Genomic DNA, 12,467 nt, shown 5'->3' on the forward strand with positions numbered 1-12,467 from the left:
ATCATGTACAGCGTCGTGTCGGCGATCCTCATCGTGGCGTCCTTCGGGATATATAACACCCTGTCGACCATCGTGATGGAAAAGACCCGCGATATCGCGATCCTGAAATCCATCGGCTTTCACGCCCGCGATGTACGCCTCATCTTTTTGCTCGAAGGGGGCATCATCGGCGTGGTGGGCAGCGTATTCGGCCTGGTTCTGGGGGCCGGACTCATGAAGCTGCTGTCGACCATCGAGTTCAGGCCGCCCGGCATTACGGAAAAAGTACAGATGCCGATCTGGTGGGGACCGGAACAATTCGCCATCGCCACCGCTTTCGCCCTCGCCTCGTGCATTCTCGCCGCCTATCTGCCGGCACGCCGCGCGGGCCGCGTGCATCCCGTGGAGATTCTGCGGGGTGCCGCATGACGGCGGTTCTCCGCGCCGAGCATCTGGGGCGCACGCTGGCCGGGGAAGTTTCGGTGACCCTGGTGGAGGACATCAACCTCGAGATCGAGCGGGGCGAATTCGTCTGCATCATGGGGCCTTCCGGTTCCGGCAAGTCCTCGCTGCTCTATCTGCTCGGTCTGCTCGACGTTCCCACCTCGGGGCGGGTGTGGCTGGACGGCGAGGATACTTCGGCGTACGGCGAGAACGAGTTGGCGAACCGCCGGCTGGAGAAACTGGGATTCGTGTTCCAGTTCCATTTCCTGCTCGCCGAGTTCTCGGTGCTCGACAACGTTACGCTGCCGATGCGCCGGCTCGGCAAGCTCGGCGATGCCGCGATCCGTTCGCGCGGCATGGAGTTGTTGGCTCGGCTGGGCGTCGCCGAGCAAAGCGCGAAACATCCGCACCAGCTCTCGGGGGGGCAGCGTCAGCGCGTCGCCATCGCCCGCGCGCTGGCCAACGATCCCCTGGTCGTTCTGGCCGACGAACCGACCGGCAATCTCGACTCGGTATCGAGTGCCACGGTGCGGCAGATTCTCCACGATCTGGCTCACCAAATGGGCAAGACGGTGGTCGCCGTGACCCACGACGCTGCATTCGCTTCGGCCGCCGACCGGCGCATCGGCCTTGTCGACGGCAAAATCAACGCCGACTGGCGGCCGGCGTAGTTTCAGTCGAATTCTCTTCTTCTATTGCCGGATCCAGGCCGATTTACCAAAGCCGGCCGCCGAGATTGATTTCTTTCAAAACGCCTCTGGCTGTCCACGCGGCAAAACCCTACACTGGCTAGTGGACCGCTCGGTCGTGTTCAAGCTTGGTCCGATCGATCTAAAAACAATGAGCTACAAAGATCCGAAATCTGGAGGAATGCCGCGATGTCTTGGTATATCCGTATGCTTGCTTTTCTAGTCAAATGCGCCGCCTGGGCTAAGAAGAACCTCGAGAATACCGCTTACTGGAACGCCAAGTTCGACCGGTTCGCGAGACTGTTCTCTCGCTTGTCGGGGCGGCCCTTGGCTTTCAACATCGCAATGATCGTGATCCTGGTATGGGTCGTCAGCGGACCGATCTTCGGATTCAGCGATACCTGGCAGCTGGTGATCAATACGGCGACCACCATCGTGACGTTCCTGATGGTATTCCTGATTCAGCACACCCAGAACCGGGATACCGAAGCCCTCCAAGTGAAACTGGACGAACTCATCCGTGCCATCGAAAAAGCCGATGACACGCTGTTGGATTTGGAAGAGCTGGAAGAAGAGGAATTGGCGATACTGCGCAGCAAATACGTGACCCTCGCGCGCGTGGCCCGCGAAAAGGCGAGGGCCGAAACGAAAGTGGATTCCTCCGCAGGCAAGCCATGAGGAGCTAAGTACATTCCGCAAATATTTGCGGAATCTCGACTGATTGGCTTGATTGGCGGGGTTGTCCTGCAGGTTGCCTATGCCGCAAGACTTCCCTGAATGTACTTAGAGCGTTTTCATCTCGCTCGTACGGCAAAACAGGCCTGGCAGGAGTCGTTGGCGCCTTCGGCCAGGGTAGATCGACTCAAGCTTTCGTAGGTCGGCAATCCTTTGCCTACGAAGACGCTCGGCCGGGACGTGGCGTCGGGAAAGGATTCCCGACCTACAGGGTGCTACATTCGTAGGTCGGCAATCCTTTGCCGACAAACCCGTTGGCCCAACGGCGGCGTCGGGAAGGGCGGCTTCGGCGCTCCCGAAGACGCCGTTTGCGATTGGAAGGGGGACTTTGGAGCTCCCAAAGTTCCCGTTTGCGATTGGAAGGGTCGCGACTAAAGCGACCGTTTGCGATTGGGAAGGGATTCCCGACCTACGCGCGAATGCCCGTACAGTAGGTATAAAAATGCTCTAGCTTGAACGACGCGGTAGTGCCGAGCTTTCCGGTCGGCTAGGGCGCGGTTATATCCCGCGTGGCCGGATTCGGCAGGAAATCGTTGCCAATGTCGGAACTACTGAAGCCGCGCCCTGGCTGATCATAACCCGGCTCAAGGCCAATTCTCGCGGGGCCGGCTTCAGGTTTCTCCAAGTCCATTGGCATATGAAAGGGGTTCCGTTACTTCCGGCACTTCCCCGGCTTTTCGGTTTCAATCTCCTCGACCGAGCCTCCCTCGTACTCGACCTCCACGCAAGCTCCAACCACCAGAGGGCCGTCGTCTTCCTCCAACTTGGTTTTTTCCGTCACCACGACCTCGCGACCGCCTATCATCCAGGTGCCGACCTTGCCTTCGGGACGCTTTTCAATGGTGCCGTAGAACTCTTCGCCCGCTTGAATGCTCGGCGATACCGAGAGGACGGCGCTGGCTAGCAACAGCATGCTTATCAGGTGTTTCATCGCTCGCTCCTTTTTTGAATGGTCCAGTTTTTTGGACAATCATCGCGTACCGATAATTCGTCCATCCGAGCCAGGCCGAGCATCATGACGCCGGCATTATGGCCGGACAGACCGAATTAGAGCATTTTCCGATCCGGTATCAGGGAGCCCGATATGTAGGTCGGCAATCCCTTCCCAATCGCAAACGGTCGCTTTAGTCGCGACCCTTCCAATCGCAAACGTCGCTTTAGTCGCGACCTTCCAATCGCAAACGGGAACTTTGGGAGCACCAAAGTCCCCCTTCCAATCGCAAAAGGCCGTCCTGGGAGCGCCAGGACGCCCCTTCCCACAAAGTCCGTTGCCGAGCCGATAAGTCGGCAAGGGATTGCCGACCTACGTTCTTCCCGCCCGACACGAATCCGTACACCGGGTTGAAAAACACTCTAAGTCGCCGATCGCCAATATGCTCGATGACCGAAGTGGCCGATTATTCCTCTTTCATGTGGCGGACTCCGGACCATGTGACCACATGGGATAAATCCATCCGCCGCAGCAGTTCCTGGATCACGGTTTCCACCCTATCCGGTTCGTCGTAAAACTCGATCACCAGGGGCAAATCCAGGGACAGGTCGACCAGTGAGGCCGTACGGATTTTTCCGTTTCGACTGAATCCTGTCATGCCCCGCAGTACGGTGACGCCGGCCACCCGTTCCTCTTCGTGCAGGAACTTCATGAGCTTGGACAGGATATGTTCGCCTTCCCTAAGATAAATCCGCGCTATGGTGACTTGCTGATGTGCCATAACCAGTTTCCCGTGAGTGTGCCCAACCAGACCGCCGTAACGCCGAGCAGGGCATTCACGGCGAAGATGCTCAATAGACCCTGAAACTCCGCCCGAATTTCGGGCAATTGGAATGCGAGCCACAAGGTCGCCGCCAGGGTCATCACACCGAGCAGACTGATCAAGACAATCGCCCGGTACAGGGTAGACAGATCGAAGTAAAGAAAAACGAATTCGGCCGCTGCGGCCAGGGTAAAGGCGATCGTCAGGGCGAGCGCCAGGCCGCCGTACGGAAACCCGTGCCCGAGCCAGGGATAGAGATCGGAGGCAAATATCTGCCGGCCCAGTACCAGTCCGATCCAGACTGCCGCGAGACACAACACGGCGCTCAAGAAAATATTCAATCCGGCTTTGGCGAGATTGCCTTCTTCGAACAGGTACAAGGTTTCGATGGCAAAGGTCGAGAAGGTCGTGTAGGCGCCCAGGAACCCTACCAGAATCGCCGCCCGGTATTCGACGGCCAGCGAAAATCGTTGCAGCATCAGTTCGGTGAGGAATCCCATCAGAAACGAGCCCGATACGTTCACGAACAGGGTGCCGTGAGGAAAGCCTCGACCCAGCCAGGCGTAGATGCCGGTGGCGACCAGGTAACGCGTCACGGCTCCGAGCGATCCGCCCAAGGCGATGGCGAAGAGTTGGCTCATCATATCTAACTCAAAGCTCGAATCATCAACACTATTCCGGCGATGGCCAGAAAACCCGCGAAGATGCGGCGGTACCTGGCTTGCTCGATGTGCGTGTAAAGCATTTCGTCGGTCAGCAGAAAAACCAGAGCGCCGACTACCAGATAGATTGCATTTTCGGCAAAAGGCACATCGATCTGCGACCGGCTGAACAGCCACAAGGTGAGGATTTGCGCCACGGCAAAGGTGGCGTAGGAAGCCGCAACGGTGACGCGGGCCACATCCTTTGCATAGTCCTTGTGGTGCACCAGCGCCGTGAGGAGCGAGCCGCCCAGATTGCTGAGCCCGTGTACAACGCCCATGGTCGCGAAGTAAGCCTTTTCGTACTTCATCAGGGCGTCGATGGCGCGGGTCACGGTCGGCGAATATTCCTTCAAGGCGATGAGCAGCAGAAACGATCCGATCAACACGCCGATGTTGATCCGGGTATGAGTCACCAGGAACAGAAAGAGCGCGATGGGCGGCAGCGTCAGAAACAGCACGTTCCGGTAAAAGGTAAAATCGATGTGGGCATGGTGCTTCGCGATCTGCAACAGATTGATGGCGATCGAAATCGGCAGCAGCACGATAAGCACGTCCACGAATTCGTAACCGAGCAGCAACAGGATCGGCGTGCCGAACAGCAAGACGCCTGCGCCGAAAATGGACTGCACGGTGGCCGTGGCGACCACGGTCAGCAGAATGTCGACCGACATGAATTCCCCCTAGGCTTGATCTCGTTGGCTTCCGCCACTCGTTAAACCGGGCTTCGCGCAGTCAGGGAAGCCCGGATGTCATAGGCTTTCCCCAAGCTGCCGTTCGCCCCGTAATGTTTTTATGGCGCGCCATTGTAAACCTTCAGGCTACAGAAGGTATCGGAACGGGTGCGTCGGGCGGGCTCTTTGTCAGCTCGAATCCCGTGTCGCGAAGCCGCTCGCCATTCGATCGGGTCACGTCGGCCTCGGCGCCGCACCGAAGCCGCCGGGCGCGCATCGGAATTCACGGGCACAGCCTCGCCGTCCCCGGCGTCAGGCGCCCAGGCGATCGCCGGCGGAGAGCGCCGTGGCCGGCGGGACGCGCCGGCCGTCGACCGTGATCACCTCGAGCCGAAGCCACGCGTCCGCGCACGCGGCCCACACTTCACCTCCGGGCATCGTCTCGATCGTCCCCGGCGGCGCAGAGCTCGGCTCTCCGGTGGGCGAGGTTTTCACGATCCCGATCTCCCGAGTGCCGGCCCGCGTCTTCGGTGCTCCCCACGGAGACGGGAAGGGGAAATAGCAAAAGGCGCGGACGAAGCGGTCGACGTCGGCGGCGGGGCGATCCCAAGACAGCGTGCCGCCCTCGGGGATTACCCTGCCGAAGTATTCGCGCATCGTGAGATCTTGCTCGATGTGGGGAATGGAGGCCGGGTCGAGGGCGGCCGCGGCGACCAGAGTGGAGAGGAGAGAGAGACCCTCTTCCACGCAGCGCAGGCCCACCGAAAATGCGGTGTCGCTTTCGGTCAGGTCGAAGAGCGTCTGATAGGCGATGGGTCCGGTATCGATGCCGGCGAACATGCGATGAACGGTGACGCCGTACCGGTGTTCGCTGCGGAGGATGGCCCAGCCCGGCGCGTAGAGACCGGCATAACGGGGCAGGGGGCCCGGGTGCACGTTGAACGCGCCGATCCGGGGGGCCTCCAGGATCGAGCCATTTACGACGTGCAGCGAGTGGACGTTGAGCAGGAGGTCCACATTCTCTTTGCGGAAAATGTCGGCGAGAGCGGCGTCCTTGACGGCCGAGGCGGGCAAGAGACAATGTCCGCGCCTTTCGGCGTACGACCACAAGGCCGATTTGCGCGTGTCCGGAGGCGACGTGAGCACCATCGCAACCCGGTGTCCGCTTTCGTCTAGCGCCTTCAAGGCGCGGAGCCCCGCACCTTCCTCGGCCACCAGGGCAATATTCAAGCGATATTGCTCGCTCACGGGTGCCATTCCGTAGCTTCCCATGCAAGATGCGGTCATCATGAGTAGATCCCTTACAACATGAATTTCAGATCAACGCGCTTCTTCGATTTCCCCGGATTCGGGAGCCGGTGATTCTGTCGACGAGTCGCGGGTTTCTTCGGAAGCGCCCGGGTTGCGAACGCGATGCCAGTCGTATGGAAGCACAAACGTATCGAAGACGGCCGAAAAAGGCAGATCGAAAATAAGGACGGATGCCACCAGTCCGTTGAGCCATGCGGATGCCGAACGCTCGCCGCCGAAAATTTCGCCGATCTCTTTCGCGTCTTGCCGAACGCCGGGGTAAACCGCCCACTCGTTTTCGAGTATCTCGGTCCTCGCCCGTATGCTCGAGCAACCGGCGGCCAGGGCGATCACAAGAACAATAACGGCCCATTTTCCAACGTCAACTTTCATCGCGTTTCCTTATAAACGAATAGAGGTGTCACGGTTATATGGAAGCCGAGCTTTCGGGAACGGATTGACGAATCATCCGATCCTGGAGAAGCAAAGAGAGGGGCGGTAGAGGCTTCCGAAATGAAGGCGGTCTCCCGGCGGACGAACATCTCAATCCGGTTGTCTGTCAGGCGAGGCCCGCTGGCACCGCCATCGGCTCGAGCATCAGCATCATGAAGCTAGGTCAAACTAGCTCTTGATGTCAAATTTCGTCAATAGGGTGTTCTCCTGGCTGGACGGCGTTAGACCTTGCATTTCGCATTTTCATCTATGCTTGAGCTAAACCACTGAGGTCGGGGGCGCCGGGCGGCCGATCATGACACAGGGCGAGGGTAAATGAGCCTTATGTCTCTACGGTTTTTATTGCACTTCTGACGCAACGATCAAGTAGAAGAGGACCATCATTCATGCATTCGACAACCCCATTTACCGGCTCGGCGAAAGTGCTTGAAGCCGGGTACCCCACGGTCGATATTGCCAACGCCTTGAACATCGTGCGTCCCAGCCTCGGGGATGATGCCGGTGTGGCGCTCTTCAGACTGCTGAGACTGGTGGCGATCGAAGATATCCTCGGCAGGGGTGCCTCGGCGATGGCCTATTACGCCGGCAAAAAACTGGGCATGGGTCTTGGAATCGGCAAGCTCGAAGACTTTCTCGGGCTCTGCGCGGCCCTCAAGATCGGAATCATCGAAGTCCCCTTGCTGACCGAGGACAAGATTCATGTCGATGTCTACGAATGCGTCACGTGCAGCGGTCTCCAACCCGTGGGGCGTACACTCTGCCATTTTGAGGGAGGGCTGATCGCCGGGGTCGTGGAGCACGTAACGCGAAGACGCACGCAAGCCGTGGAGGTAAGCTGCATCGGCGGATTGGGCGACCGTACCTGTGGTTTTGATCTCGAACTCCTCGGCGAGATCAAATAGCCGGTCAAGAGTTCTATCCCGAGCGCCCTGTCGATTGACTCGCCAGCCCGATAAGCTGCCGGGTCGGCGGATCAAAAACCTAGTTATTTGAAATTTGCGATGCGCTTCGATGCGCTTCCTGGGATGGCATCGGCCCGAACTCGCTTACGCGTGAGCAGCCATCCGAGGTAAGCCGCGGCAGCGACGTCATACGTGAGGCAGAAGGCAGGCCACCAGGCCGGCACGCCCGGGTTTGCGATGAACCGGCCATGGACGAAATCAAAGATGCCGTGTGCGAGCAGGGCGGCAACGATAAGCCACAAGGTGTACTTGAATCCGGCGATAGAGGCGCCCAAAAACACCGCGGCAACGATGAGCTCAATAATCAATGCGTTCATGGAACCGCCCACGACCGCAAAGAGGACATAGTACGACGCGATGACGATCATCACCGTGGGATAAAACGCACGATCACGATCCAGGCCGAACAAGGTCGCCGACAGGCCGATCACAATGGCCAGAACCGCTCCGATCAGAAACGCCATGCTTGCTCCTCGGTTGAATTGCTATCCGACGAAGTGAAAAAAATCGCTTCGAGCATTTTGGGACGTTTAATTCGTTGAATGTGCATAGGCTGAGTTTTCGATCCAAGGATTTTTCAACATTCCGGCACTGATGTTCGGCGGACGCACGCAAGCGGAGTCTAGCGACATTGTGGCCGGTCCGCTGAAATACCCTTTCGGGCTTCATCTATCCACGACGAGGTCCACGAATATGCCCGTACCGATATCGAACTCCCCAATGACCCGGATGGTGCCGGGGTGATAGTCGTCATAGACGATCACGTGGACGTGGTCGGCCCTATCCCTCGGATGCCGGATGAGCCAGGCGCCCGGCGGCACCTTGGCGCGCAACCGATGGCACTGGCCGGGAGGAGGCTGGTGCCCGGCAGGTCGGCCCGGATACCAGATACGGCATTCGCCCGGAGGGGGATAATGCCCCGGCGGGATATCGAGGCGGGTGTAGCCGTGTTCGTGGAAGTAAGGGTCATGCCTATCATCCCTCCAATCTTTCCTGTAGCCCCGATGTTGTTTCTCCTTCCATTCCTTTTCCGAGTAATACCCGTCCGTTCCCTTCTGCCGGTCCTTCCCGCCTTCCCGTGATTGTTTTTCCTTCCAGTCGTTCTCCAGGTAATGTCTGTCGTTTCCCTTTCCAGACTCGTCCTTTCCTTCGTCTGCCGCCGTCGTGCCAAAGCCGCAAATGGCCAAGGCGATGAATAGAATCAGCGTGTTTGATATGTTCATTATTTTTCTCCAAAACGCCTATCGGCACCGCGGGTCGGTTTGCTGGTCCCGAAGGCCCCGTTGGAAAACCGGTGGCCTCAAACTCCAGTACCCTGTTTCTGTCACCAGAGGTCTGAGTAACGTCGATTGAATCCTGCAATCCTACCTTAGTTCCGCTGATTAAGCGTCGCGGTAAGAAAGTGCGATATTGCTTGTTTAGAACACGATTGGGTTTCTGGCCAGAGTTTCGGAAGCAGCAAAAAAATACCTCATCCCGAGGAAATGGCGCACGACATCGATCACATGAAAAACCTAAATTGGTAGGGGGCGCTTCCAAGAACATTCATCCGTTTTACAACCCGTGCCAATACCTTTGCATACTCGAGGGTTACTGGTAGCGAATCGTAGAGCGCATCGTTATTCCAATCCATTTTTGTTAACGAGAGCACTGCACTTGCCGTGTCATCCCAAGGGCCGTGCCCAGCGTGCCTGACCAACTTGAGCGGTTTAGGTGTACTTCGTGCGCCCTGAAAATAGGTACGCTGCCCAATTTCCCCCACACTACCATGCGTCCACAGTAAAGCTTCCATGGGGCCAATGCCGAGCAGTGAGCCCCGAGCCACTGGAAAGTCGGCTGGTGCACCTTTTTCAGAAGCAACAGCTTTTTCTAACCGAACACCGCGCCAGCCAACTTCTTCAACCACTTGCACGAGGTCGATCATCTCACAGAGGTGTAACGCCTCCATGCAACCATTCACTTCATCTGACTTAAACTCGGTAGTTTTGTGGATCATGACGCGCCGTGGTGATCGTCCCGCGTGACGCCGCCTGTAGAGATCCATCGCGCGAGTCATTACTCGAAACATTTCAGTACGGGACAGGAACGGGTTTTCACGCTGAACTTCCACCTCATGAGCATCGTAGGCAATGAACTCCAGGCCTGCCCCGTCCGCATCGAAGACCTGACTACAACAAGTAACAAATCGAGGACAGTTAGACTCGGGTGGCCGAACGGCATAGGAGATCCCAATGTACGCCGTATCTGGGTCGGACTCTGCCAGTTTCCATGGCACACCACCCGCCTTCGTATACAGAGCAAGACCAATTCGCCACATCACGCTAGCCTTATGTGGATATGCCAATGCTTTATCTTCCCGAACCAATTGAACGGGGAGACAGCGCGCCGCCGTAAAAGCCTTTAAGTGGTCGTGAAGGTCGAAATCTTCGTCCGGGCCCCCTACGTAACCCGAGGCCCAGCGTTGCGGGATATAGATGAACAAAACATCAAAGTCGGCTCTGCGGGCATCGAAGCTCTGAATGGCCCGGGTCAAACGATCAGCAAGTACGATATGTGGCGTCGGCGACGCCCGAAATTCCTGTTCGAGCCTCCTATCAAGCTCGATATGACAATCAGATGCTGCTCCGCACATGCGTAAGCCAAAAACCTGGTGGAAGCCGGGCCAGTCAGGAAGATAATCGCGTCGTTCAGTTGCTTTTGCCGGAGATTTGAGCCCCTTCATGAAGTCGAACAACCGGAGGCTCTCGCCCGCCGGTGCAAGAGTAGCGACTCGAATTGGATCTAGAACGAATCCGCTTGAGTATGGCCCGAACCGAAGCAGCCCGTTAAGTGGATGAATATCGCGATCAGATAGTCTGTCCGGATGGAATGCCAGCATCGGCTCGGGTAAGCAGATGTGAGGCGCGATCTGGCACCTCATGCACCGACCCTCCGCGAGAAGCCGGTGATCGACGAGAGGCGGAAGACTGCATCGACCCCATCGCTTATTCCCAAGGCCCGAAGAGATTCTGAATTATTGGCCATGATATTGGCCCAGAATGCTATGAGTTCGTTCAATTGGCGGTTATATCTTCTTACCGTTCGCTCTCTTGCAAAATCGGTTGCGGCTGCTCGGTTTTCGTCATTTATCCCTTCGAAGATGGTTCGAGGCTCGATCAAAAGCCAGAGGCGATCATTCGCCCAATCTAGGCGAGTGCCGATTCCTTCTTGCCATTGCAACTCGGGAAATCCGGTGACTGTTCCGTTCAGTTGCCCGACCAGGTTTCTCAAAGGTGCCCAATTCGGATCACTGGGATCAAGGGGCGCAAGCAAGTCACTGCTACGTCTGTGAATTGCCTTTAAACGGTGGTGATGACTCAATGCACGAGTTAATGCTTCTCGAAGAAGTCCCCGTTCTCCTGAGTCGTAACGAAGCCGCTTGCTTTCGATGGTATGTAGATCGAAATCGGTAATTCCAAATGCATGAAACGCCGAACGGATTACGCCATCGTTGCCAAATGCCAGCACACCGGCCTTCGTTCTAGCAACCAGCGCGTCAACTTCGGCTGCTTCTATCGCTGCTTTCGCCTCGGAATGGCCTCCAATACTACAGACCACCCTGCGACAGACGTTTGGCATTTCTACTATGGGGATTGCATTGAGACGAATCACTGGCCATCCGACATTTCCGCGCGGGAATGGAGTACCGGTCCGCCAGCGACGATTAATGGCAAATGCATCAATAGCGCTTGTGTCCAATGAAGGAATCATGCGCAACAGATCACGCATCGTTTCATCGAAGTTCTCAATGCGAACAAGGGCCGCCTCGATGCCTGCTGTTGCAGCTTTTGTCAGCAGTTGCTCCACTCGAGCAAAAGGTACGTTATCGCTGTGATGGAGCCAAAACAGACCAGCCGGGAAGGCACCATAGTGGCTTAGGGCATCCTCCAATGCGTCCATAACTGAAGCATCCCGCCCGCTGTATCCTGCTACTACCAATCCCCATCGACGACAACAATTAACTAGAATTTGTCGAAGCTTTGCATCCTGATGGCGGAGTTCGTCCGTTGTGTTCTTTAGCCGTCGTGAACGGAAGTCGCCATGTACCTTTATTTCGATCGGCCATCGGCCTTCTTCGATTTTTTGGGCCGCTAGTTCCGGAGCATCGAGCGCAATGGTAGTTAGTGGACCGGTAGCGTCGTAAACCTTCGCGCAAGCATCCGCAACTAACGGATCGAAATTTGTCGTCCAGACGATGCGCGTGAAACCAGCTTTCATAAGAGTTGCCAGCGCCATGTGCCCATAAGAAGGCTTTGCACCAGTTATCTTGGCATCGATGTAGGTGCGTCGATCCGCTTCTGCCGGATAAGTCGCTTCAAACAGTGCGGCATATTCATCGGCGGCGCCTGCGGCTGGAAGCGTACCAAGCGAGTCAATGTGGGCCTGAAGCTGAGCGCGGATCGCCGGGCTGGACAAGTCAGAGACTGTTTTCACTGAAACGCGCCGCTGACTAGCGTAAAGATGCTGCTTGAAGTCCCAGATCATATGCGAAGCAGTTGGAATTCCTGCAGAGGCCGAAACTCCCGCACCGAGGAACCACATGAGATTGCCGCTTCGTTGGGAGAAGCGACGGGAGAAGTCATCAGCCGTGACTTCTTTTAGCTCTTCACTGGTACTCTTCATAGAAGATTCTTGACCATAACCGAACACTTATCCTCGCAATCGCCTTTTCTAAACCGCTGACGGCTCTTCGCAAAAGATGCTGTAGCCTAACTTGCGCGCGATTTGGCAATAGTGTCTTCATCAC

The 12,467-nt window shown here is 57.0% G+C and carries 14 protein-coding genes; 4 read left to right on the top strand and 10 right to left on the bottom strand.

Features of this window, described 5'->3' with window-relative positions; translation table 11 throughout:
- Positions 1-3: 3 nt before the first annotated feature.
- The 3 genes from ACR2R1_RS16880 (at position 4) to ACR2R1_RS16890 (ending at position 1,790) form a co-directional block, all read left to right on the top strand.
- Positions 4-408 (top strand): ABC transporter permease, encoded by a 405-nt coding sequence (locus ACR2R1_RS16880; RefSeq protein ID WP_434114255.1) that lies wholly within the window; start codon positions 4-6, stop codon positions 406-408.
- Complete coding sequence (locus tag ACR2R1_RS16885; protein WP_086134924.1) at positions 405-1,094, top strand: ABC transporter ATP-binding protein; 690 nt, start codon at positions 405-407, stop codon at positions 1,092-1,094. The genes ACR2R1_RS16880 and ACR2R1_RS16885 overlap by 4 nt, the downstream gene beginning before the upstream one ends.
- A gap of 207 nt (positions 1,095-1,301) precedes the next feature.
- A complete protein-coding gene (locus ACR2R1_RS16890) occupies positions 1,302-1,790 on the top strand; it encodes a low affinity iron permease family protein (RefSeq protein ID WP_434111046.1) in 489 nt (162 codons plus the stop codon).
- A gap of 709 nt (positions 1,791-2,499) precedes the next feature.
- Here ACR2R1_RS16890 and ACR2R1_RS16895 read toward each other — a convergent pair.
- From ACR2R1_RS16895 to ACR2R1_RS16920, 6 genes are all read right to left on the bottom strand, one after another.
- Entirely contained in the window at positions 2,500-2,778 is a 279-nt protein-coding gene (locus tag ACR2R1_RS16895; RefSeq protein WP_077731555.1) for a DUF5666 domain-containing protein, read from the bottom strand.
- 466 nt (positions 2,779-3,244) lie between these two features.
- Complete coding sequence (locus tag ACR2R1_RS16900) at positions 3,245-3,559, bottom strand: DUF190 domain-containing protein (protein WP_077728544.1); 315 nt, start codon at positions 3,557-3,559, stop codon at positions 3,245-3,247.
- Positions 3,535-4,245, bottom strand: a complete 711-nt coding sequence (gene crcB, locus ACR2R1_RS16905) for a fluoride efflux transporter CrcB (RefSeq protein ID WP_205780654.1) — start codon at positions 4,243-4,245, stop codon at positions 3,535-3,537. Before crcB ends, ACR2R1_RS16900 begins: the two co-directional genes overlap by 25 nt.
- A gap of 2 nt (positions 4,246-4,247) precedes the next feature.
- A complete protein-coding gene (locus ACR2R1_RS16910) occupies positions 4,248-4,976 on the bottom strand; it encodes a TSUP family transporter (protein ID WP_086134921.1) in 729 nt (242 codons plus the stop codon).
- Between the two features lie 312 nt (positions 4,977-5,288).
- On the bottom strand, positions 5,289-6,266 hold the full coding sequence (locus tag ACR2R1_RS16915; RefSeq protein ID WP_086134920.1) for a methionyl-tRNA formyltransferase: 978 nt from the start codon (positions 6,264-6,266) through the stop codon (positions 5,289-5,291).
- Positions 6,267-6,296: 30 nt separating this feature from the next.
- Positions 6,297-6,659, bottom strand: a complete 363-nt coding sequence (locus ACR2R1_RS16920) for a YceK/YidQ family lipoprotein (protein ID WP_156881088.1) — start codon at positions 6,657-6,659, stop codon at positions 6,297-6,299.
- 446 nt (positions 6,660-7,105) lie between these two features.
- On the opposite strand from ACR2R1_RS16920, the gene ACR2R1_RS16925 reads away from it, so the two are divergent.
- A complete protein-coding gene (locus ACR2R1_RS16925; RefSeq protein WP_077728548.1) occupies positions 7,106-7,621 on the top strand; it encodes a V4R domain-containing protein in 516 nt (171 codons plus the stop codon).
- Between the two features lie 83 nt (positions 7,622-7,704).
- Here ACR2R1_RS16925 and ACR2R1_RS16930 read toward each other — a convergent pair whose 3' ends face one another.
- From ACR2R1_RS16930 to ACR2R1_RS16945, 4 genes are all read right to left on the bottom strand, one after another.
- Positions 7,705-8,145: a hypothetical protein gene (locus tag ACR2R1_RS16930; protein WP_077728549.1), complete on the bottom strand. Its 441-nt coding sequence runs from the start codon at positions 8,143-8,145 to the stop codon at positions 7,705-7,707.
- A 201-nt stretch (positions 8,146-8,346) separates the two neighbouring features.
- Positions 8,347-8,904 (bottom strand): hypothetical protein, encoded by a 558-nt coding sequence (locus tag ACR2R1_RS16935; protein ID WP_434111050.1) that lies wholly within the window; start codon positions 8,902-8,904, stop codon positions 8,347-8,349.
- 278 nt (positions 8,905-9,182) lie between these two features.
- Positions 9,183-10,415 (bottom strand): argonaute/piwi family protein, encoded by a 1,233-nt coding sequence (locus ACR2R1_RS16940; RefSeq protein ID WP_434111052.1) that lies wholly within the window; start codon positions 10,413-10,415, stop codon positions 9,183-9,185.
- A 182-nt stretch (positions 10,416-10,597) separates the two neighbouring features.
- Positions 10,598-12,370, bottom strand: coding sequence for an SIR2 family protein (locus ACR2R1_RS16945; RefSeq protein WP_434111053.1), 1,773 nt, complete (start codon positions 12,368-12,370; stop codon positions 10,598-10,600).
- Between the last annotated feature and the right edge of the window lie 97 nt (positions 12,371-12,467).

The sequence above is a fragment of the Methylocaldum sp. GT1TLB genome, assembly GCF_051027445.1.
Taxonomy (GTDB): Bacteria; Pseudomonadota; Gammaproteobacteria; order Methylococcales; family Methylococcaceae; genus Methylocaldum.

What these genes read in the sequence shown, in the direction of transcription:
- ACR2R1_RS16920 (WP_156881088.1), bottom strand. Translation starts at nt 6,659, where the DNA reads ATGAAAGTTGACGTTGGAAAATGGGCCGTTATTGTTCTTGTGATCGCC.
- ACR2R1_RS16935 (WP_434111050.1), bottom strand. Translation starts at nt 8,904, where the DNA reads ATGAACATATCAAACACGCTGATTCTATTCATCGCCTTGGCCATTTGC.
- ACR2R1_RS16910 (WP_086134921.1), bottom strand. Translation starts at nt 4,976, where the DNA reads ATGTCGGTCGACATTCTGCTGACCGTGGTCGCCACGGCCACCGTGCAG.
- ACR2R1_RS16900 (WP_077728544.1), bottom strand. Translation starts at nt 3,559, where the DNA reads ATGGCACATCAGCAAGTCACCATAGCGCGGATTTATCTTAGGGAAGGC.
- ACR2R1_RS16880 (WP_434114255.1), top strand. Translation starts at nt 4, where the DNA reads ATGTACAGCGTCGTGTCGGCGATCCTCATCGTGGCGTCCTTCGGGATA.
- ACR2R1_RS16885 (WP_086134924.1), top strand. Translation starts at nt 405, where the DNA reads ATGACGGCGGTTCTCCGCGCCGAGCATCTGGGGCGCACGCTGGCCGGG.
- ACR2R1_RS16915 (WP_086134920.1), bottom strand. Translation starts at nt 6,266, where the DNA reads ATGATGACCGCATCTTGCATGGGAAGCTACGGAATGGCACCCGTGAGC.
- ACR2R1_RS16925 (WP_077728548.1), top strand. Translation starts at nt 7,106, where the DNA reads ATGCATTCGACAACCCCATTTACCGGCTCGGCGAAAGTGCTTGAAGCC.
- ACR2R1_RS16895 (WP_077731555.1), bottom strand. Translation starts at nt 2,778, where the DNA reads ATGAAACACCTGATAAGCATGCTGTTGCTAGCCAGCGCCGTCCTCTCG.
- crcB (WP_205780654.1), bottom strand. Translation starts at nt 4,245, where the DNA reads ATGATGAGCCAACTCTTCGCCATCGCCTTGGGCGGATCGCTCGGAGCC.
- ACR2R1_RS16930 (WP_077728549.1), bottom strand. Translation starts at nt 8,145, where the DNA reads ATGGCGTTTCTGATCGGAGCGGTTCTGGCCATTGTGATCGGCCTGTCG.
- ACR2R1_RS16890 (WP_434111046.1), top strand. Translation starts at nt 1,302, where the DNA reads ATGTCTTGGTATATCCGTATGCTTGCTTTTCTAGTCAAATGCGCCGCC.